Annotated in this window: 19 protein-coding genes and 2 riboswitches; of the genes, 7 read left to right on the forward strand and 12 right to left on the reverse strand. The window is 53.5% G+C overall.

Annotation, left to right across the window (positions count from 1 at the left end; all coding sequences use genetic code 11):
- Positions 1 to 18 precede the first annotated feature (18 nt).
- The 4 genes from K2F33_RS26780 to K2F33_RS26795 form a co-directional block, all read right to left on the reverse strand.
- The gene (locus K2F33_RS26780; RefSeq protein WP_263879871.1) at positions 19 to 1,791 is read right to left on the reverse strand and encodes a methyl-accepting chemotaxis protein; all 1,773 of its coding nucleotides are present in this window, start codon (positions 1,789 to 1,791) and stop codon (positions 19 to 21) included.
- Between the two features lie 179 nt (positions 1,792 to 1,970).
- Positions 1,971 to 2,057, reverse strand: a riboswitch (cyclic di-GMP riboswitch).
- A gap of 108 nt (positions 2,058 to 2,165) precedes the next feature.
- The gene (locus tag K2F33_RS26785) at positions 2,166 to 2,861 is read right to left on the reverse strand and encodes a 4'-phosphopantetheinyl transferase family protein (protein ID WP_263879873.1); all 696 of its coding nucleotides are present in this window, start codon (positions 2,859 to 2,861) and stop codon (positions 2,166 to 2,168) included.
- Between the two features lie 460 nt (positions 2,862 to 3,321).
- Positions 3,322 to 4,443: a Gfo/Idh/MocA family protein gene (locus K2F33_RS26790; RefSeq protein ID WP_089546859.1), complete on the reverse strand. Its 1,122-nt coding sequence runs from the start codon at positions 4,441 to 4,443 to the stop codon at positions 3,322 to 3,324.
- A gap of 43 nt (positions 4,444 to 4,486) precedes the next feature.
- Positions 4,487 to 5,224 carry a sugar phosphate isomerase/epimerase family protein gene (locus tag K2F33_RS26795; RefSeq protein ID WP_163873271.1) on the reverse strand — a complete coding sequence of 246 codons (738 nt, stop codon included), beginning with the start codon at positions 5,222 to 5,224 and terminating at the stop codon, positions 4,487 to 4,489.
- Between the two features lie 126 nt (positions 5,225 to 5,350).
- On the opposite strand from K2F33_RS26795, the gene K2F33_RS26800 reads away from it, so the two are divergent.
- From K2F33_RS26800 to K2F33_RS26825, 6 genes are all read left to right on the forward strand, one after another.
- A complete protein-coding gene (locus K2F33_RS26800) occupies positions 5,351 to 6,286 on the forward strand; it encodes an AraC family transcriptional regulator (protein ID WP_145946308.1) in 936 nt (311 codons plus the stop codon).
- 52 nt (positions 6,287 to 6,338) lie between these two features.
- Positions 6,339 to 6,382, forward strand: a riboswitch (PreQ1 riboswitch).
- A gap of 126 nt (positions 6,383 to 6,508) precedes the next feature.
- On the forward strand, positions 6,509 to 7,177 hold the full coding sequence (gene queC / locus K2F33_RS26805; RefSeq protein ID WP_076167263.1) for a 7-cyano-7-deazaguanine synthase QueC: 669 nt from the start codon (positions 6,509 to 6,511) through the stop codon (positions 7,175 to 7,177).
- Positions 7,174 to 7,659, forward strand: a complete 486-nt coding sequence (gene queD, locus K2F33_RS26810) for a 6-carboxytetrahydropterin synthase QueD (RefSeq protein WP_076167265.1) — start codon at positions 7,174 to 7,176, stop codon at positions 7,657 to 7,659. The genes queC and queD overlap by 4 nt, the downstream gene beginning before the upstream one ends.
- Positions 7,656 to 8,381 (forward strand): 7-carboxy-7-deazaguanine synthase QueE, encoded by a 726-nt coding sequence (queE, locus tag K2F33_RS26815; RefSeq protein ID WP_263879880.1) that lies wholly within the window; start codon positions 7,656 to 7,658, stop codon positions 8,379 to 8,381. The genes queD and queE overlap by 4 nt, the downstream gene beginning before the upstream one ends.
- A gap of 100 nt (positions 8,382 to 8,481) precedes the next feature.
- The gene (gene queF / locus K2F33_RS26820; protein WP_076167270.1) at positions 8,482 to 8,979 is read left to right on the forward strand and encodes a preQ(1) synthase; all 498 of its coding nucleotides are present in this window, start codon (positions 8,482 to 8,484) and stop codon (positions 8,977 to 8,979) included.
- A gap of 214 nt (positions 8,980 to 9,193) precedes the next feature.
- Complete coding sequence (locus tag K2F33_RS26825; RefSeq protein WP_263879883.1) at positions 9,194 to 10,492, forward strand: glycosyltransferase family 2 protein; 1,299 nt, start codon at positions 9,194 to 9,196, stop codon at positions 10,490 to 10,492.
- A 10-nt stretch (positions 10,493 to 10,502) separates the two neighbouring features.
- Here K2F33_RS26825 and K2F33_RS26830 read toward each other — a convergent pair whose 3' ends face one another.
- Entirely contained in the window at positions 10,503 to 10,706 is a 204-nt protein-coding gene (locus K2F33_RS26830) for a hypothetical protein (RefSeq protein ID WP_076167275.1), read from the reverse strand.
- 27 nt (positions 10,707 to 10,733) lie between these two features.
- Positions 10,734 to 11,270 carry a hypothetical protein gene (locus tag K2F33_RS26835; protein ID WP_263879886.1) on the reverse strand — a complete coding sequence of 179 codons (537 nt, stop codon included), beginning with the start codon at positions 11,268 to 11,270 and terminating at the stop codon, positions 10,734 to 10,736.
- A 444-nt stretch (positions 11,271 to 11,714) separates the two neighbouring features.
- On the opposite strand from K2F33_RS26835, the gene K2F33_RS26840 reads away from it, so the two are divergent.
- Positions 11,715 to 14,108, forward strand: a complete 2,394-nt coding sequence (locus tag K2F33_RS26840) for a glycosyltransferase (protein WP_263879888.1) — start codon at positions 11,715 to 11,717, stop codon at positions 14,106 to 14,108.
- Positions 14,109 to 14,229: 121 nt separating this feature from the next.
- Here K2F33_RS26840 and K2F33_RS26845 read toward each other — a convergent pair whose 3' ends face one another.
- From K2F33_RS26845 to K2F33_RS26870, 6 genes are all read right to left on the reverse strand, one after another.
- The gene (locus tag K2F33_RS26845) at positions 14,230 to 15,003 is read right to left on the reverse strand and encodes a glycosyltransferase (protein ID WP_263879890.1); all 774 of its coding nucleotides are present in this window, start codon (positions 15,001 to 15,003) and stop codon (positions 14,230 to 14,232) included.
- A 64-nt stretch (positions 15,004 to 15,067) separates the two neighbouring features.
- The gene (locus K2F33_RS26850; RefSeq protein ID WP_212968875.1) at positions 15,068 to 15,766 is read right to left on the reverse strand and encodes a galactosyltransferase-related protein; all 699 of its coding nucleotides are present in this window, start codon (positions 15,764 to 15,766) and stop codon (positions 15,068 to 15,070) included.
- A gap of 44 nt (positions 15,767 to 15,810) precedes the next feature.
- The gene (locus K2F33_RS26855; protein ID WP_263879894.1) at positions 15,811 to 16,926 is read right to left on the reverse strand and encodes a class I SAM-dependent methyltransferase; all 1,116 of its coding nucleotides are present in this window, start codon (positions 16,924 to 16,926) and stop codon (positions 15,811 to 15,813) included.
- Between the two features lie 48 nt (positions 16,927 to 16,974).
- Positions 16,975 to 17,547 (reverse strand): class I SAM-dependent methyltransferase, encoded by a 573-nt coding sequence (locus K2F33_RS26860; RefSeq protein WP_263879896.1) that lies wholly within the window; start codon positions 17,545 to 17,547, stop codon positions 16,975 to 16,977.
- Positions 17,548 to 17,562: 15 nt separating this feature from the next.
- On the reverse strand, positions 17,563 to 18,426 hold the full coding sequence (locus K2F33_RS26865) for a glycosyltransferase family 4 protein (RefSeq protein WP_263879898.1): 864 nt from the start codon (positions 18,424 to 18,426) through the stop codon (positions 17,563 to 17,565).
- 269 nt (positions 18,427 to 18,695) lie between these two features.
- Positions 18,696 to 19,526 carry a helix-turn-helix transcriptional regulator gene (locus K2F33_RS26870; protein WP_263879900.1) on the reverse strand — a complete coding sequence of 277 codons (831 nt, stop codon included), beginning with the start codon at positions 19,524 to 19,526 and terminating at the stop codon, positions 18,696 to 18,698.
- Positions 19,527 to 19,631 lie beyond the last annotated feature (105 nt).

A 19,631-nucleotide genomic window follows, 5' to 3' on the forward strand; every position in this document is an offset into this window, starting at 1 on the left:
TGTTCAGCTCCTTCATGATTACACCCGCAATTTGTCGACTAAGGTTTCCAATTGGTCAGCCACCTGGTTCATCTGATTGGCGGAATCATAAATTCTGTCAAAAGAGGCCTGCTGCTCCTGGGCGCTCGTCTTGATCTCGCTGGATACGGCCGAGTTTTTCTCCGCCAGCTCCGCAAGCTGTTTGATGGAAGCCGTTATTTGCTCGGTTTCGGCAACCATCTGCTGCGTCGCTGCAGAAACCTCCTGAATTTGGCTCGTAACCGAATCGGTCGCGATCATCATGCCTTTAAACAGGGAGCCGGTTTCCTTAACGACCTCAATCCCTTTGGCGACGTTCTGCTCGCCTTCGCTGATGGCCTCGACAGCCAGTGCGGTCTCATCCTGAATGAAGCGGATCAGCTCGATAATTTGCGTGGCGGATCTTCTGGACTCTTCGGACAATTTCTTGACCTCATCGGCAACCACGGCAAATCCCCGGCCTTCCTCGCCGGCCCGCGCCGCTTCGATGCTTGCGTTCAGGGACAGCAGATTAGTCTGGGAAGCAATCTCCGTAATCACCTGGACAATTTGGCCGATTTCCTGGGAACGGACCTGCAGCTTCTCAATAATGTCCACCGAATTTTTAACCGAGTGGTTGATCGAATTCATCTGCTCGATAACCTGCTCGACGTTCTCGTTTCCTTTTTCCGACTGATCCTTCATCTGCATCGAAATGTCCGACAGCTCGGACGTATTGCCGGCAATCGTGTTGACGCCTGACGAAATTTCCTCCAGCGAAACGACGCTCTCCGTGATGGATGTGCTCTGCAGTGCAACCCGCTCGGACATTTGTTCAATATTTTTCGTAATGGCCAACGAATTTTTGTTATTGTTCTCCACAGCCGAGAACAGGAACTTCGACTGCTCTGCCGACTGCTCCGATACTTTTTTAATCGTCCCTACCAGCTCGTTGATTTGGTTCACCATCGTGTTGAATTTGGCGTTAACCTGCCCAAGCTCATCGTCGCCAGCCTTCAGCTGTACGGTAAAATCGCCTTTGCTGAGCTTGTCCAGCGCCGTCATTAGCGTTTTGATCGGGGCAAACGTCCGTCTGTTCGTGTAGTACTGCAGCGCCAGTACGATCACCAGCGTAATCAGCAGGGCGAACAGCGTGTTGCGCAGCAGATCATTCTGACCGGTAGAGACCAGGCTGGCATCCACGTCAATGCCCATGTAGGCGAAGATGTTACCGCCTGCATCCTGGAACGGATACAGGACCGTGATCCATGTACCATAGTTATCTGTATATGCTTTGGTAAACACCAGTTTTTTCGTTTTCAGCATTTCGCGGACGGCATCGGCATGAATTTTAGGCTGCTCGTACAGGTCGCCCAGATGCAAATTATCTTTGGCGAACATTTCCAGCACAGCCGACGGCATCGAAATAATCGAGGTTTGATTGCCTCCTTCGAGCTCCGGCCCGAAAATATACCCTTGGGCAATATTCGGATGTGTACGGGACAGCTCGTCAAAGATACCCGTTAGCTTTTGCTGGACAGCGGCGTTGGGATCCTTAACATCCTTGGCCTGCTCGACATCTTGTACCGATACGCTCTTCACCAGGGCATCCATCGTTTTACCGGAATCCGACTGCAGCTGCTCGGTCAGAACGGTGCCCTGAATATAAAAGCTTGCGCCAATGACGACAGCCCCGGTGATGAAAATATAAAGACTGGTCAGCAGCATACTTCTGCTTACAATACTTAAATTTTTAAACCGCCACTTCTTGAAAGACTGCTGAAACTTGCTCATTCTCGTTTCTCTCCTTTTGTCTGACTCTCTGTTATGTAATCTTACAGGCGCCTATCCACCTGGCCATGCTAGAAACGATCTTGGTTTTTGTACGAATCACACCTCCCTGTGGCGAAAACAGCATATTCAGGGCAAAAAAATAGCAACCTATGGGAATGCAAACCACAGCTCACCAATTCATTTGCAACTGGCTGACATATCCCGTTTCGGAAGTAGTCCCTATAGCTTTGCGTCACTGCTTTTCAGCAGTTTTGCCTATGGATTTCACAAGTACATTTTTATAGATACTAATGAATAATTAGTAACTATAAATTGTTCATTTCGCAAACCTAGTCTATCATAATTTTCATGGATATTTCCATTCATTTCAGAAATTAATCTACAAACATTTTCATATCCAACAGTTGATCCATTTCCGGCGTATAAATTTCGATCGGCCCCTTTGCTTTCGTACAGACCGCGAGCTTATATGGCCCTTCCATAGGGATCAGCATAAATTGATAATTGCGTGCTTCAATGTCGGGACCGCTGTACTCAATGTTTCCGTCCGGACGAACCGTGATCGTAAATGAGTCCAGCGGCTGACTTAATCCTCTGCCGATGCACTTGATATAGCTTTCTTTGAGCGTCCAGATGTCATAAAACCGGTTCAGCCGCTCTTCTTCGGTCAAGTGTTGAAGCAGTCCGAGTTCAGCGGGTGAAAAAAATAATTCAGCCATTCCCGGGTTCACAGGGAGCACCTGCTCGACATCCACTCCAAGTTCAGACGGGCCGAGGGCGGCTACCACCCAATCTCCGGAATGGGAAAGATTAAAGTGAATATCCGGTTCGTCTGCAAAGGCCGGTTTGCCAAATTCGCTGCGTGTCCATGGCTTGGAAAAGGCGGCTGCAGGCTTTACTTGGTTCACCGCCCAGCGCACCATGACTTCGCCGAACAGGCTTCTTACAGCATCCCTCCTGTTTCTGATTCGTTGTACTTGTTTGGTTCGTTCGGGAGAGACCCGTTTCATAAAATGATCGAAATGCGCCGCAGAAACGTTCTTGATCCCAAGCGTATACAGTCTGATCATCAAGCCCTCCTGAGCACGTAGCTCCATTCGTAATCACCAGGTCCGCTTACAGCAGCTTTTGCTACTAAAATGAAAGGTGCGAAATCTAGTACATTTTCCCCAATTCATCGATTTATTTAGGATGAACCTCCTACCAAAACCAACCGTTCTTTATTAATATTCGGCCAATTTTTCCTATTTTTTAATAGCTTCTAGCATTTGTACACAAATTGATCAACAAATTAGGTACAAACGTCTACACACGACGCCTCTGGGGACAAGCTTCGCATCCCCTTCAGGCAAAAAAAGCCGGATCCTCGGAAACCAAGAATCCAGCCTTTTCCCGTACATCACCGCTAATCCGGGGCAGCTGCGTGGGAATAGCTCTCAGTCGAACGAGCCTTTCAACGCAAAAAAACCGCCCGGCAGCAGCCGGACGGTTGTACTTGATTGAAGCGTATTGATTTTGGCAGAGCTGAACTTATCCTTCGGCTGTGACAAGCTGGTCGTCGAAATATACCGTTTTGCCGGTACGGGCCGACTCGTAAATGGCCTCCAGAACTTCCGTTACGACCAGCGCCTGTTCCGGTTTGACCATCGGCTCGGTATCGTTCAGAATGCTCTCGATCCAGAGACGGCATTCTCTGCCGGCTTGGCTCTCGGAATTGCCTGCGAAGTAGGCAACCCCGCCTGTCTTCAGTTCCGGCTTCTTCGTATACAGCACGCCAAGGTCCTCACCGTTGATGCGCAGACCGTCCTTCATGTCCGCGCCGCCTTCCGTACCGGACAGGGATGCCTGAGCTTCGCCCACGTCTAGCGTGTTGAGCGCCCAGCTCGCTTCCAGAATGACGGTTGCGCCGTTCTCCATCGTAATAAAGCCGAACGCAGAGTCTTCCACCTTAAATTCTTCCGCCTTCCATGGGCCAAAAGCGTTGGCAGGGCTTTCCTTGTCGCCGAGTTTGTAGTACACGTTACCTTTGACGCTCTTTACCTTGTAGTTGTCCAGAAGCCAGAGCGTCAGGTCCAGCGCGTGCGTACCGATATCGATCAGTGGTCCGCCTCCCTGCTCCTCCTCGTTCAGGAACACGCCCCATGTTGGCACGGCGCGTCTGCGGATCGCATGCGCTTTCGCAAAGTAAATGTCGCCCAGGTCGCCTCTTTCACAAATTTGCTTGAGGGTCAGGGAATCCGGACGATAGCGGTTGTCATAGCCGATCGTGAGCTTCTTGCCGGTCCGCTTGGCGGTTTCGACCATCGCTCTTGCCTCTTTGGCTGTCTTCGCCATCGGCTTCTCACACATCACGTGTTTGCCTGCTTCAAGGGCGTCGATCGTAATAAAGGAGTGCGATTTGTTCGGTGTGCACACATGCACGACGTCAATGCTCTCATCCTTCAGTAGTTCTTTGTAGTCGGTGTAAATTTTGATCGTATCCTCTTTGCCGATTTTGCGGGCGGACTCGATGGCACGCTCTTCGATGATGTCGCAAAAAGCCACCAGCTCTACGTTTTTCTGGTTAACCAGGTTCGGGATGTGCTTGCCGTTGGCGATGCCTCCACAACCAACGATTGCTACCTTCAATACTCTATCGGTATTTTGCGCCATGACTCATTCTCCTTTTCATATATAAAATGGGATTGTACCAGAATTACAAAATTTCCCGCAAATACTTCAGGCTCTGGCCGATGCTGTCCAGCTGCGGAATTTCATATTCCTCCTGCTCGACCGTAAACCAGTTGACGCCGTACTGCTTGCCTGCCGCTGTAATAGCACGGAAATCCATGATGCCGGAACCGATTTCCGTATTCCGCTTGTCCTCCAGGCTCTTCATATCCTTGATGTGCAGAATGGCGCAGCGCTCTTTATATTTGTTGATAAAGTCCACCGAGCGCAGTCCTGCGTGCTCCGCCCAATATGTATCCAGCTCGATGAACAGATGATCAGGGTCCGTATTGTTCACCAGCAGGTCCAGCCCGTATTCGCCATCGAATTTCTCAAATTCAATGCCGTGATTGTGGTAACCGAAGCGGATACCGCTCTGCTTGCAGCGTTCGCCGATGCGGTTGAACAGCTCTGCAGTACGCTTGTAGCTGTCAGCGCTGTTTCTCATTTCCTCCGGAAGACCGGGACAAATGATGTAAGCGCTATTAATTTCCTGCGAATACTCGATTGTCCGATCCAGGTGATCCGTCAGCTCGGATACGCCGATATGGCTGCCGGCTGCCTGCAGGCCATACTCGTCCAGCGCTTTCTTCAGATCCGAGGCGGAAGTATTGAAATAACCAGCGAATTCGACGCCATCGTAGCCGGTCTCCGCAACCTTCCGGAGCGTCCCGAGAAAATCAGTTCCTGTCAGTTCCTTGATTGAATATAACTGCAATGCCACCTTTTCCATCCTTTGCACCCCTTCCGTTGATACAAAGTAACGATACCAAAATCCCTCGATAAGTTATACAATGAACCTATTCTAATATATTAAATATTTGTCATTGTATAACGGGAGCGTGCGAAAATGACCGAGCCTTATTTTGAGTCGAACCGCCCATCCATCGGGACGATCCACTATCCGTACGAATGCATGATCCATCAAAGCGCCGGCAGCCGCTGGATCGTTCACGCCCACTGGCACATGTATATCGAGATTCTTTATTTTCTCACGGGAAAAGCCAAGGTGTTCCTGGGAGGAGAATCCCATACCCTGAGCAAAGGCGATCTGATCGTGATCCACTCGCATGAAACCCACTCCATCTATGCGCTGGATGGGGAGCAGGTCTCTTATATTGTCATTAAATTCGATCCTGAAATTTTGTACTCAACATCCAGAACCGTATTCGAATCGAAGTACGTGCTGCCGTTTACGATGGCGGAATCGAACAATCAGCGGATGTTCGCCGAATCCGAAATCAAGGATACGGTCGTCCCGGGCCTGGTTCGCGAAATTTATGACGAATTCACGAGCCGGTCTTACGGCTTCGAGCTCGCGGTCCGGACACTGATCTGCAGGCTATTCCTGTGGTTTTTGCGCGAATCGAAAAACCTCGGCCTCCATTGGGATGTTGCCCACTCCCTAAAGGAGATGGACATCCAGATGCTGCAGAAAGTGTTCGAGTACATCGACGACAACTACCGCTTTGACATCAATGCCCAGGCCGCCGCGCGGATCTGCAACCTGAGCTACAGCTATTTTTCGCGCCGCTTCAAAGCGATCATGGGCAAAACGTTTACCAATTATTTGAACTATATTCGGATTACCGAGGCGGAGAAGCTGCTCCTGACCACCGAGATGACCATGACGGAAATCGCCCAGGAGACGGGATTTTCGAGCTCAAGCTACTTTATCCAGCAGTTCAAGCAGTACAAGAACATTTCGCCGAGCCAGTTCCGTAAAAAGGTCAGCAGTGAAAATGTTGAAATCCAAAACTCCCTCATCCGCAAAGATATGATATAATAGTCCGGCGCAGCACCCTGCGCTTAATTGAAGAAAATCCGCGCGTTCCCGCGCGGGAGAGGTTCGCGAACTCCCTCTATAAAAAACTAAGACTGCCCTCTTTGGCCATAAAGACCGGGCTTGTTTTTTTACGGATCAGTTCAAGAATCCTCTCTCTTCTGCCGGAGTCAGGTGTTTTCCAGCCCTGCCTACCGGACCAAATCATGAAGGAGAGGTTTTTTTATGCTCAAAAACGAAAAAGCGGTCGTCGTGTTCAGCGGCGGCCAAGACAGTACGACCTGCCTGTTCTGGGCGCTCCGGCAGTTCAAGGAAGTCGAAACGGTTACGTTCGACTACGGTCAGCGCCACCGGCTTGAAATCGAATGCGCGCAGTCGATCGCCGCGGAGCTCGGCGTGAAGAACACCGTGCTGGACATGAGCCTGCTCAATCAGCTCGCCCCGAACGCACTGACGCGAAGCGACATTGAAATCACGCAGGAGGAAGGCGAGCTTCCCAGCACGTTCGTGGATGGCCGGAACCATCTGTTCCTGAGCTTCGCCGCCGTGCTGGGCAAGCAATCCGGCGCCAGACATCTGGTCACCGGCGTATGCGAAACGGACTTCAGCGGTTACCCCGACTGCCGGGATGCTTTCGTCAAGTCCCTGAACGTGACGCTGAACCTCGCCATGGACTACGACTTTGTCATCCATACGCCGCTGATGTGGCTCGACAAAGCGGAAACCTGGAAGCTTGCCGACGATCTGGGCGCCTTCCCGTTTGTACGCGAACGCACGCTGACCTGCTATAACGGCATCATCGGCGACGGGTGCGGCGAATGCCCTGCCTGCCGGCTGCGCAAGGCTGGTCTTGACAAGTACCTTCAATCCAAAGCGGAGGCGCTGCAGCCATGACCAAGACTCCCGGCGAATTCCGCATCGTGGACCGGCTGCAAAAGCTGGGGGAAGACATCCAGCCATCCGACCTGCGCTATCATCATAAGAGGGTGCTTGTCAGCAAAGAGTTTACCTTCGACGCCGCGCATCACCTGCATGCCTATGAGGGCAAATGCAAAAACTTGCACGGCCATACGTATAAAGCCGTTTTTGGTATCAGCGCCTTTCTGGACGAAGTCGGCATTACCGCCGATTTCGGTCTGATCAAGCAAATCTGGAAGGAGCGGATCGAACCTTCCTTGGACCACCGCTATTTGAACGAAACGCTGCCTCCGATGAATACGACTGCCGAGAATATAGTCGTTTGGCTGTTTGAGCGGATGGAAGAGGCGCTTAACTGCGGGGATTACCGAATCGAAGGCGGCCGGACCGAATTCGTCCGTCTGTACGAAACGCCGACGAGTTATGCCGAGGCGAGACGGGAGTGGATGTACGAATGAACATTCCCGTGCTTGAAATTTTCGGCCCGACGGTTCAGGGCGAAGGCATGGTCATCGGCCAGAAGACGATGTTCGTGCGCACGGCGGGCTGCGATTACCGCTGCTCCTGGTGCGACTCCGCATTTACATGGGACGGCAGTGCCAAGGCGGACATCCGCCAAATGAGCGCCGGCGACATCTGGGAGGAGCTTCAGCGGATCGGCGGCGAGCGCTTCTCCCACGTCACCCTGTCCGGCGGTAATCCGGCTCTGCTGCCCCAGCTTGGCTCTCTTGTGAGCCTGCTGGAAAGCCACGGGATCCGGATAGCCGTCGAAACCCAGGGCTCCCGCTGGCAGGACTGGCTTGACGACATTCACGAAGTCACACTGTCGCCGAAGCCGCCGAGTTCCGGCATGGAGACTGACTGGGAGATGCTGGACAGCATCGTGACCCGGCTTGCGGCCAGACCGGCCGCTTACGCGTACAGCTTGAAAGTCGTCGTCTTTGACGATGCCGATCTGGCCTATGCGACCAAAGTCCATGCCCGGTATCCGCAGGCGCCGATGTATCTACAGGTCGGCAACCCCGACCTGAAACGGATGGATATCGCGGGCCATGCCGCCGACCTGCTCGCCCGCTATGAGCGGCTCATCGACGCGGTGGTCGCTTCCCCCGAGCTGAACGCGGTCCGCGTGCTGCCCCAGCTTCACGCGCTGGTGTGGGGAAATAAGCGCGGCGTTTGACCAAATCTGCAGCAGCCTTAAGCCCGCAGATTCGGGCGGATGCCGGCAGAAAACATTTTCCTATTGAACAAATTAGAAACGATCCAGGAGGAATTACGATATGTCTGGAAGACAGCCGCACGAAATGAAGGATTTGACGCTTCTGGGCAACCAGGGGACTAAGTATGTGTTCCAATATGACCCTGAGCTGCTCGAAAGCTTCGATAACAAGCATGCCTACCGCGATTATTTCGTTAAATTTAATTTTCCCGAGTTTACCAGCCTGTGCCCGATCACGGGACAACCCGATTTCGCCACGCTTCATATCAGCTACATTCCCGACCAGAAAATGGTCGAGAGCAAGTCGCTGAAGCTGTACCTGTTCAGCTTCCGGAACCATGGAGACTTCCATGAAGACTGCATGAATATTATTATGAACGATCTGATCAAGCTAATGGATCCGCGCTATATTGAGGTATGGGGGAAATTCACGCCGCGGGGCGGCATTTCCATCGATCCGTACTGCAATTACGGACGCCCGGGCACCAAGTATGAGCAGTGGGCGGAGCAGCGCATGATCAACCACGATCTGTATCCGGAGAAAATCGACAACCGTTAAGGCGATAAACCGACATACGCAGCAGCCGCGGGATTTCCCGCGGCTGCTTTGCGTACCTAGCTGTCGTCTTCTTAACGCTTCCTCTTGCGCATCTTCTTAACCCTTCTTCGTTACGGCTCTTCCTTCGGCCAGGCCGATTTGTCAATTTCCCAGTGTCACTTGGGCCATTGTTACATACGCTATGTTAACGACGGATTTGGGAAAGGAGCCCGCCATGCTCGTCTTCATTCTGCCTTCCCTCCACCTGCGCCACGCACAATCAACCGCCTGTTCCGTACAGCAGGAGCTCCCTGATTCGAATGTCGTCGTGCTGGAACATGGCAGCCTCGGTTCCCGGATGAACCAGGAGCTTGCCTCGTACCAGGAGCCCTACTTTCTGACGCTGCACGCGGGGGAGCGGCTGCTCCCGGGTATGGATACCTTCCTGCGCACAGAGCTTTGCTATCTTCCCGAAGCGTCGGCCGGCTGCCTCTTCAGCCCTACAACCCCAGATGAGGGCGGACGCGAACGATTCCAGCAGCCCAGAGGCCCGCTGATCTGGCGAACGGACGCTGTCATGGCACCGCCTTCACCAGGTTTCACGGAAACAGCGCTGCTGCCTTTCGAATCCTACATCCTGTTAGACAAACAATACCAGCTCAACGCCGCTTTTACCTGGACTTCTCCCCGCAATTGTCCGGTGGTTCCGGCTGTCTCCTCCCCGTTACCCTGGCAAAAAAAGCGTGAGGAGTGGGAGCTGCTGCGTCCGCTGCTCGCTGCACCGATCCAGGTTGAGCCAGGGACGGACGCGTCACATAAAGTGCCGCTGGTAACCGTCCTGTTATGTACTTATAATGATGCCGATTATATTCCTTGGGCTGTCCGTTCGGTCATGGCGCAAACGCTGCCCGATTGGGAACTCTTAATCATCGATGACGGGTCGACCGATCATACGGAGCATATCTTGGATTCACTGTATCCGGACCACCGCATCCGAACCTGCCGGCTGGAGCGCAATTCGGGCAAGTCTCATGCTCTGAATTCGGGATTGTCCATGGCAAAAGGCAGCTGGCTGCTAGAGCTCGATGCCGACGACTGGCTGTCCCCCGACTGCCTGGAACAGTTATACAGCAAAGCTAGCCTGCACAGGCAGGCAGGCGTTATATATGCCAATCACGTTCAATGGGAGGAACGGAAAAACAAGCAGCTGATCTATCAGGGCGTACGTACCGCGATTCATCCTTTCTCTACTGCCCGTGTAATCAAAGCCGGCATTCCCATTGCCCCGCGGATGTTCAATACAGCCAAGCTTGGATCGTTGTCCGGCTGGAACACGGATTCACCGTTCGGCGGCCGTCTGTACGAAGATATCGAAATCCTCGCCAGAATGTCGGGGTCCGCCGAATTTTTGTATGTCGATAGGGCGCTGTACCACCGGCGTATCCGGCTGCACAGCATTACGCACCGCCATGCAGATCATTACTCGGAATGGCTGAGCTGGATGAACGCCGGAGACAATGGGACGGCACCGTAAATATGAATGATTACAGAGGCAGGATGCGGACCAGCGCCACGCTGTTCGTGGATATATTTACGCGCTGCGCCGTCGGGATGTAATTGGTACTGACTGTATCCACGGCCAGGATCCCCCCAGAAGAAGATGCCAGGGTGCCCTGGATAAACTGGTTGGTCTGCTGCACTTCGACATGTCTGCCAACAAAAACGGCAAGTGCTTCCTCAAAATTCATATGCTTTCCCTCCTGAAGTCACAAAGGTTATGAAACGGCCAACAAGCTGCGGAACGGTATCAATACGTTGCTTCCATCCGGTTCAAGAACCTGGACATAGTCTTCGCCTATCAGAATCAAGGTGCCGAAAATGGTTCCTACTGGCGTTTCCAGCGTGACTCGCGTATTGATCCGCGGTGTGAGCAAGGCCACGATGCCTGATGGCCCATTACCCGGCGCTGGTTCTGGTCCTGGGGCTGGTGCAGGTCCGGGCCCTGGTGCTGGTCCTGGTGCTGGGCCTGGCGCTGGTCCTGGTGTCGGGCCTGGTGCCGGTCCTGGACCGATGCCCAAGCGGCTGTTCAGCGTGGCGACCTGCTGTTCCAGTTTGCTCACCCGGGCTGAAAGCTCCGCCACAGTACCTGCCACGCTCTCAAATTGCTGCTTCAGTTTTAACAGCCGGTGCTTGATATCATGGATCACTTTCAGAAGAGTACCCGTTTTTTTCTTATGATGATGCCGCTTCTTTTTGTGATGGACATGTGTTCCGTAATCCTTCGTGTGTTTATTCATGAATACCAATTTCACTTGACCTACCTCCTTTATAGTCATTGGTACAATATGTAGGTAGATAACGATAGGGACCAGGCCAAGTGGAAGTTGATCAAAATGCCCAGCGGTAAGCCTTTACCCGGGCAATTTCCCTAAAAATGATCCTCTCGTATGGTGTTATACCCAGACGTAAAGCAGACCTGGTACATATTTTGTACATAGACAATTGTTTAGGGAGGAGAATAACGCTTGAACAAACCGAGGAACCAATCCAGGAAGGGATCCCGTCCATTGTCTGCCTCCGCGGCCCATAAATCAAAAAGCAATCATTCTGCCAAGCCAAAACATACCCTAGACCCGCGTATAACCGCACTTGCTTCACCGCGCAATTCTCTGCCGATGGAGCCTTTTCCAGGGCAGCGCCTCGGGGTGTATTCGCCCCCTCGCTTCCCAAACTCGGCTCCTCCTGCAATGGAGCCCATGCAGGATCTTCGAACAGCAAAACCTAGCCCGGTTTCGGCGGTACCCTATGACATCATCCGGTTTCCCGTTATCGACTGGGACTTCCGCTGGCAGCGCCCGCAGCAGTTGTCCCGGCAGTTCGCCGCACGAGGTCACCGCGTTTTTTATATAACGACGGACGTCGTCTGCATCTCAAAGGAGCATGCCGCCAGGGATGAAGTCTGCCGATATGTCAAATTCAAAAAGGTAGACCGGAACGTATGGCTGGTGACCCTCTGTGCCCATAGACGTCTAAACTTGTATCAGGACCAAATGGACGATTTGGATATCCAATATTTGAAATGGTCACTGGAGCATGTCCTTGCCAAATTTGCGGTCACCTCGTATGTATCCATCGTCGACCTTCCGTTTTGGACTCCGCTTGTCACGGCGATGAACCGGCACAACATCATGTATGACTGCATGGACGATCATGCCGGGTTTTCGACCAATCATGCCGACGTTATTCATCAGGAAGACCTGCTGATCCAAAAAGCAAATGTGGTGATCACTTCCTCGCAAGTGCTTCATCAGCGCGTCCGTGAGCTGAATCCGTCATCGATTCTGGTGCGCAACGCTGCCGATGTCAGCCATTTCGCCGGCTGGGCGGGCAGCGCCCCCGCAGAACTCAGCAGCATTACCGGCCCGGTGATCGGTTATTACGGCGCGATCTCGGATTGGTTTGATGTCGGTTTGATTGAAACGATGGCCCGGAACAGGCCGGAATGGACCTTTGCCTTAATCGGCCATACGTTCGGCTGCGACACCTCCGGGGTGGAACAGCTGCCGAACGTCCTGCTGCTCGGGGAGAAGCCCTATGAGGAACTACCCGGCTATCTTCACCGATTTGACTGCGCGATCATTCCGTTCGTCCAGAACAACTTGACCCATGCGACAAACCCCGTCAAGCTCTATGAATATTTGGCTGCGGGCAAGCCGGTCGTTTCCACCCCTTTGCCCGAGCTGACCGAAATCGCCTCAGATATGGTGGAGATCGCGGATTCCCCCGCAGCGTTCGAGGCGGCGGTGGAGCGGGCGCTCAGCATCGAGGCAGCGCAGCCGGAAGCCGCGAGAATTCGGCGTAAATTTGCCATGTGTAATACGTGGGGGCATCGATACGAAATGATGCATCGGGCCATTGTGCAGCATATTTTTCCGAAGGTCAGCATCGTCATCGTGACCCATAACAACTGGTCGTTCACCCGCCAGTGTCTGAACAGCCTGCTTCGGAAAGACGCCTATCCGAACATGGAGATCATCGTGGTCGATAACGGCTCCACCGATCAGACCCGTGTTCAGCTTGCGACGTTGGCGCAGAAACCGGTGCAGACCGTCTTTTCACCCATCAATCTGGGGTTTGCCGAGGGGAACTCATTGGGAGCAAGCTGTGCCACCGGCGAATATCTGATCCTTCTTAATAACGATACGATTGTCCCCGACTCGACCTGGGTTCTCAAGCTGATCCGGCCGATGCAGGAACACAGCGATATCGCCATGACCGGACCGATGTCCAACCACGTAGGGAATGATCAGGCGCTCGACTTTTTTATCGGTGACCCCGTACAGGGAGCGGATCCCGGCTGGCTGCAGGAGTTTTATGAAAATTACCGCGGACGCACCCGCGAAACCGGACTGCTCGGATTTTTCTGTGTGGCCATCCGGCGCAGCGCATTTGAAGAGATCGGGCCGCTGGACCGTCATTACGGCATCGGTATGTTTGAAGACGACGATTACTGTGAACGGGTCAAGCAAGCGGGCTACCGGATGGTGATCGTTGAAGACGCCTTTGTGTACCATCACGGCAGCGCAACGATCAAGAAGCTGAAAAGCCAGGTATATCAATCGCTGTGGGAACGAAACAAGCATTACTATGAAGCAAAGTGGACCAAGTCGTGGCAGCTGCCCATGGGTCCGTTGAACCCTTTTAACTTGTCCGTAACGCCTGAGGAAGTCCGGGAACAGGCCGATGCTCTCCCTCCTGGAAAAAAGCGGGTGCTGCTGCTTGGTGAATTGTCCTGGAATGACGAGCCTGCAAGATGGCAGCAGCTGGTGAAGGAGTTCGCCCAAAGGGACGACTGCACCGTCATTGTCTACACGCTGACATATCTTCAGCATCCTGTCGTCGGCATCCGCAAGGCCGGCCCCCGGATGTATTTGACCAACCGGATCGATTTGTTCAGCCAGGTCAGCTTCGATTTAGCCGTTTATTGCGGGTCGCAGCAGGTGTTCGAAGAGATTCATGCCGATCGTTATGCGGTGGATAGAACATGCTACCAGGCTAGTCAATTCGAGCCGCTGGCCGCCAAATTACCGGAAGTTCAGCTGTACGATGAGCCTGAAGCGTCCCGGATCGTTCAGCAGTCACTTGGATGATAGGCCTTTACGTCGATGGCTGAATCATTCGTTTTGAGGCAAAGGGATGTAACGATAAAGCCCTCACCCGGATCCCGGATTATTCCGGTTCGGCAGTGAGGGCTTCAGTTCTTTTCATGCTTCAAAGGTTTGGAGTGCTCTTACCATTGCCATTCAGCTGCTCCAAATAGCGCCGAATAACGGCCGGATGCTCTCCATGAAAAGGGACCGTGGCAATTTGGTACTCTTTATGGCTGTAATTCCAATCCGGTTCCCCTACATTATTCAGCAGATTGACATCTCCTCTGCGGTTGTCGTTATATTTGATCCGCTTGCCAATCGCATAGTGGTAATGGTATACATTAACGTCGGCCCGCCCGCGCGGAAGGCTCCAAATGCTGGCTCCGCCGGCCGCTTCCAAAGTGCAGTGATGCTTCTCGTCACGGTAACGGATGCCTTTGCCGGCCCGCCACATCCGGGTGATGTCATTGGACCAGCGCTCATCTCCCGGACTGTTGACCCGAATCGTGTTCGGATCCCTCCAAAAATTCACAAACGGAAATTGATAGACATCAACGGCGGTGTTCGCCATCAGCTCAGGCAGTACGTCCCGGAACCCGTCGTCCATGATTTCATCGATATCGAGGTTCATAATCCAATCCCCGGTGGCCTGGCCGATCAAAAAGTTCCGCACTTCCGATTCGTTCCAGTCCTCGGTATAAGGAAGACCTGTCTGCGGCATCGTAAACAGCCGGATCGGATACTTCGTTACGAGCCGGGCGATATGCTCCAAGCTTCCATCCGTGCTTCCCCCATCCACGATAATGATTTCATCGGCAAAGGCTGCCACGCTCTCCAAATACAAAGGGACAAAGGTCTCTTCGTTCAGGATCGGGACAATGACCGATAATGTCATAGATTCTGCTCCTTCCTTTCCTGTTCATCGCATGCTGGCCGTATTGCGGCGGAACGTCTTACAATCAGGGCTTACCCGCCTGCTTTTCCCGAATCAGATCGTTCATCGACTCCCTGTCTCCCCGGGCAGCTCTGTATCGTTCAAAAAGCCTGTAATTATGCTCATAATGGGGGTTGCCCTGCGGGCCTACGAAAGGATGCCAGAAATGGTACATCAGTCCGTCGAGACGGATATGCTCGCCCACCAGTGTATCCATCGTATAAGCAAAAGCCTCGTCCTCGCCGCCCCAGCCGATGAAACGCTCATCATAACCGCCAATCTGCTCAAATGCGCCCCGGCCGACAATATTTAAGCCCCCGACGAAAGAGGCGGCATGTTCTTCCCTGGTATCCGGTTCGGTATCCAGGGGCCAGATGGCTTCTCCCTCTATGACCAACCGGGAGATGCGCTGCGTCAGCCGGTTGATCCGGCTGAACGGAATGACCCACCGCCCCTGCTCGATCCAGCGGACCGAATCGGCCACCAGTTGCGGGTCGTAAACGATATCGCCATCGGCAATGATGAAGATGCTGCCGCTTGCTCGGGACGCCGCCCGGTTAATCGCCCTGGATCTGCTGAAAGGTTCGTCCGCGCCGATCTCCCCGATGCAAATGTCCGCCGAAGGCAGAATATGCTTGTAAAACCGAAGGACAAAGGACAGCGCCTCATCCCTCGGCCCGCCGTCCGGCTGGTATGGGATCAGAACGGACAATTCGTCATGCATCCACATCTCACCTCCGCTTCCGATAGATTAACTGGCTTGCCGGTCTATGCTTTTCGAAAAACACCGAGTTCCCGGTATTTCCCCGTGCCGAACGTATCCGCCAGCTTTTCATAATGCTTAAAGCCGGTATTCTCCATCAGCATCTTCTTCTCCGATTCAATGGCATCCCCGGATTCCCAGAAGAGCAAACTGCAGACGCTCCGGTCCAGCTGGGCAAGAAACCGCCTGCAAGCTTCCGGATCTTTCATGATGTGATAAAAAACGGTCAGCAATAGTCCGATATCGTATTGCTGCACGGCTTCGGATTCCTCAAAACGCTCCGTCATGACGGAAAATGCCGTCCGTTCCATCGCGTTCAGCTTGTGAAGGAGGGCATAGTGGAACGGATCCGGTTCCACCCCGATGACTTCCGCCCCTTCCCTGACAAAATGCCTGGAATAGTAACCGATGTTGCAGCCGATGTCCAGGACGCTCCGCCCTTTCAGCTTCCCCGGCCCCAAAAACCGGGCAATGTGGTCCAGCCTCGTTGGATACGTCTCGTCCCGCTCACTGTGCATACCATAAAACTGTGGATGCAGGATCGGCGTGTAAATCAGCGTTCGCTGCTGGTCCTTTATCGTTTGCTCGACGTCAGCCGCTGCCGCGGAGTGAAGCCAGACCGTATAATCCTGCAGCGGGATTCGGACCGGAATCCTCCGAAAGCCGAGGCAGTACAAAAAACAAGCCCTGTGATGTCCGTCCAAAACGTTGAAATATCCGGCCGGATTCCATTTCGCTTTGACCGGATGATCGAAAAAAAAGTCCGATCCGCTGCGGAGCTCAGACTGCATATTTTCGTATTCCATCCGCCGTTGAATCAACAGCCCTTTGCGGGACATTGGAGGGGTTATTCCCCGAGTTGCATGAATCTGCTCATACCAATCCACGTAAGCATCCGGCGCAGCCCCCGGCTCCCCGGCAAAGTAACGGTACAGCTCCCGGTGCGGAACGAGCCGCATGATAGAAATGTCGGCATACTGAAGATGGTGTTCGTACCAACGGTCAGTAAACGATTTGATCAGATGGTCGGTACGGGCCGATCGAACGTCCAATTCAGTGAACAGCAGCTCAACAGGGATTTCAGTAACTACGTAATCTCTGCTTGCACCATGCCCTGTCATATGGCGCTTCCCCCATTCGGTGTTGATGTTGACCAAAGCCTCTGACCTTTAACTGTGCGGCTGTGCGCCCTGGAACAAATAAGTGGCAAAGTCACGCTGAATATAATCCTTGAACATGCGCTTGGAGGCGGTCGGATACCGGTCCAGCTCCTCCTCCGTCCAAACGCTGCGATGGGTTTCGTATTCGTTGCCGTATTCGGCGCCCTGCGGCCAATCAGGCCCAATCGGAACGTTCAAGAGCAGGCTGCGGCATTGCTTCAGGCAGGCTTCAAGCAGCCAAATCCCGCGCTCCTTCTCAAAATGCTCAAGGACATCGCCCAGAATGATCAGATCATAGGCTCCAAGCTGCCGTTTCATCATCAGTTCGTAGGCATCCCCAATATATATATGGTTGTAAAAGTATGGATGATAGTCGTCCACATTTTTCGGAAAAACCTCGACCCCCTCGATCCTCGTCTGCCACTGCTCTCGAAAGACTCGCCCCTGCCAGACATCGAGAAATTCCCTGCAGAGCATGCCCCACCGGCCGAACCCGACCCCAATGTCAAGAACGCTGGACGGAGCCGCCTGCCGGATGAGTTCCACGCAATAAGACAGGTTCTGCCAGTTTGATGTGCCCATATGAGTCGTTACCTCCTATATTCCAAACAAGACGGCGAGCCAGCGTTTCACGCCTGCCTCGATGGTCCAGCGCGCTTCGATTTCCGTTCTGCACAGACGCCCGATTTCCCTTAAACGCGATCTTTCCTGCAGGCAGCCGTCAATGGCCTGGATAAATGCCCCGGGATCGTCACGGTCCAAAATTAAATGATGCCCGCTGGGATGGGCCGCTTCTTTTACGTATCCGACGTTGGTGGACAGCACCGGTATGCCGCTGGCAAAAGCCTCAAGCGCTGTCGCTCCGCCCCCTTCATTCGCCGACGTGATCAGAAGCAGGTCAATATCCCGATAGAAGCGCGGCATCTCTTCGTGCGCATATGCTCCTGCCGTTTCAACGAAGCGCACTTCCGGCCGGCCGGCAAAATGGCTTTTGATCGGCTCGTACAGAGCCGCATAACGTTTGGATGCCTTTCCCGGATCTCCCGCCCACCCGATGACGAGCGGACGGCCTTCCTGCTCCAAGGGCTCCCCGTCCGCAGGAACGGGATGGAACAGCGCATGGTCGACAAAGTGTCCGATATGACGAACGGAAGCAGTCGGTGCCATCGCTGCGAGGCATTCGGTCAGCTTCAGATTCATCGCCCCGATCGAGCCGATGCGGGGAATGACCAGGCGCAAAAAGTCGGGATCGGGTTCCGGCTTTTCAGCCCATTCACGAAACGTATCGTAATTTTTGCTGAAATAATAATAGGAGACCGCCGCGGATGAATCGATCCGGATATGCTTAAAGATGGCAAATGCCGCCAAGCCCAGGCACATGGCGGAAATTCGGGAATACTCCCGGTTCAGCGCCTCGCTGCCCCTGCTCCCGATGCTCTCTTCCAACTGTTTGGCGGACATGATATCCAGGCAGGGATGATGCTGTTGAATGATCTTGGCCGTCTTGCCCAGGATCCACCAGTCGACATCGTAAATAAGCAGATGCTTTTCGACCGTCCTCGCCTCCTGTCAGGCTACTGGCTGGAATCCAGCCCGCCAGCCGCCGCAATTGAATTACGTCCTATACGATCATATTCCAGCACAGAGCCGCGAGTTACGGAAGGGGGCAACATATTGGACCGACTCAGCAAAAAAAGGCAGAAACCGCATGGGTTTCTGCCTTTTGCTCTTTAATGAAGCAGCTGTTTCATTCTCTGTATGGTCTCGTCATTGTAAGGCAGGTTCACCGTGGCACGAAGATCATAAGAATCCTCCACCTGGAACGTAATATGGCTGAATTCAAGCAGCCCCACGCGCGGATGGTAGATTTTCTTCCGGCCTTCCTTGACGTTCAGCACATCATGCTGGGGCCACCATGCCCTGAATTCCTCGCTTTCCTTGTTCAAATCTTCAATCATCCCGCTCCACCATGGATCCTCGACATTGAGTCCGTATCCCGCACGAAACTGGGCGAGCCGAAGCCGGGCGTTTTTCTCCCAGCCCTCGCCCAGAAGCTCCTTCGTATAGGGAGAAACGAACATTCTCCAAACCGAGTTCCGCTCCCTGACCGTCATCTGCTCATAATCGCCGAACACGAGCCGTGCCGCCCTGTTCCAGCCGACGATATCCCAGCGGGAATTGGCCACAAACGCCGGGTGTTCCCCCTGTTCGTCCAGGAACGTCTGCAGGAGCGGACTGATCGCCATTTCCGGCTGCTGATAGTGAAACGGCAAAAGTCTCGAAGCCAGCAGAAACAGATGCTTCGTTTCATTCTCATCCAGCTGCAGTGCCCTGGCGATGCTCTCGAGCACCTGAGTGGACACAGAGATGTCCCTTCCCTGTTCAAGCCACGTGTACCAATCGACACTCACGCCAGCAAGCAGCGCCACTTCCGCCCGCCGAAGGCCGGGCGTTCTTCGTCTCCCTCCGCCGGGGAGACCCGCCTGTGCCGGAGTCAGACGGGCCCGCCGGGTCTGCAAAAATTCGGCAAGCTGGCTCGTACGCTGATGCGTTGTCTCCATGTAAAGACCCTCCATTTTCTATCCGAAGTGGGCAAGATGACCGATACCTAGGAGTACCACTCCTAGGATAAACCGCTCTCTTCATCCCCGTTTCTTCTGAATATA

It is taken from the genome of Paenibacillus sp. PSB04 (assembly GCF_025809195.1).
Taxonomy (GTDB): domain Bacteria; phylum Bacillota; class Bacilli; order Paenibacillales; family Paenibacillaceae; genus Paenibacillus_AQ; species Paenibacillus_AQ favisporus.

Excerpts from the sequence above, each read along its gene's own strand:
- K2F33_RS26780 (WP_263879871.1), bottom strand. The coding sequence starts at position 1,791 with ATGAGCAAGTTTCAGCAGTCTTTCAAGAAGTGGCGGTTTAAAAATTTA.
- K2F33_RS26785 (WP_263879873.1), bottom strand. The coding sequence starts at position 2,861 with ATGATCAGACTGTATACGCTTGGGATCAAGAACGTTTCTGCGGCGCAT.
- K2F33_RS26790 (WP_089546859.1), bottom strand. The coding sequence starts at position 4,443 with ATGGCGCAAAATACCGATAGAGTATTGAAGGTAGCAATCGTTGGTTGT.
- K2F33_RS26800 (WP_145946308.1), top strand. The coding sequence starts at position 5,351 with ATGACCGAGCCTTATTTTGAGTCGAACCGCCCATCCATCGGGACGATC.
- queC (WP_076167263.1), top strand. The coding sequence starts at position 6,509 with ATGCTCAAAAACGAAAAAGCGGTCGTCGTGTTCAGCGGCGGCCAAGAC.
- queD (WP_076167265.1), top strand. The coding sequence starts at position 7,174 with ATGACCAAGACTCCCGGCGAATTCCGCATCGTGGACCGGCTGCAAAAG.
- queE (WP_263879880.1), top strand. The coding sequence starts at position 7,656 with ATGAACATTCCCGTGCTTGAAATTTTCGGCCCGACGGTTCAGGGCGAA.
- queF (WP_076167270.1), top strand. The coding sequence starts at position 8,482 with ATGTCTGGAAGACAGCCGCACGAAATGAAGGATTTGACGCTTCTGGGC.
- K2F33_RS26825 (WP_263879883.1), top strand. The coding sequence starts at position 9,194 with ATGCTCGTCTTCATTCTGCCTTCCCTCCACCTGCGCCACGCACAATCA.
- K2F33_RS26830 (WP_076167275.1), bottom strand. The coding sequence starts at position 10,706 with ATGAATTTTGAGGAAGCACTTGCCGTTTTTGTTGGCAGACATGTCGAA.
- K2F33_RS26840 (WP_263879888.1), top strand. The coding sequence starts at position 11,715 with ATGCAGGATCTTCGAACAGCAAAACCTAGCCCGGTTTCGGCGGTACCC.
- K2F33_RS26845 (WP_263879890.1), bottom strand. The coding sequence starts at position 15,003 with ATGACATTATCGGTCATTGTCCCGATCCTGAACGAAGAGACCTTTGTC.
- K2F33_RS26850 (WP_212968875.1), bottom strand. The coding sequence starts at position 15,766 with ATGCATGACGAATTGTCCGTTCTGATCCCATACCAGCCGGACGGCGGG.
- K2F33_RS26855 (WP_263879894.1), bottom strand. The coding sequence starts at position 16,926 with ATGACAGGGCATGGTGCAAGCAGAGATTACGTAGTTACTGAAATCCCT.
- K2F33_RS26860 (WP_263879896.1), bottom strand. The coding sequence starts at position 17,547 with ATGGGCACATCAAACTGGCAGAACCTGTCTTATTGCGTGGAACTCATC.
- K2F33_RS26865 (WP_263879898.1), bottom strand. The coding sequence starts at position 18,426 with ATGTCCGCCAAACAGTTGGAAGAGAGCATCGGGAGCAGGGGCAGCGAG.
- K2F33_RS26870 (WP_263879900.1), bottom strand. The coding sequence starts at position 19,526 with ATGGAGACAACGCATCAGCGTACGAGCCAGCTTGCCGAATTTTTGCAG.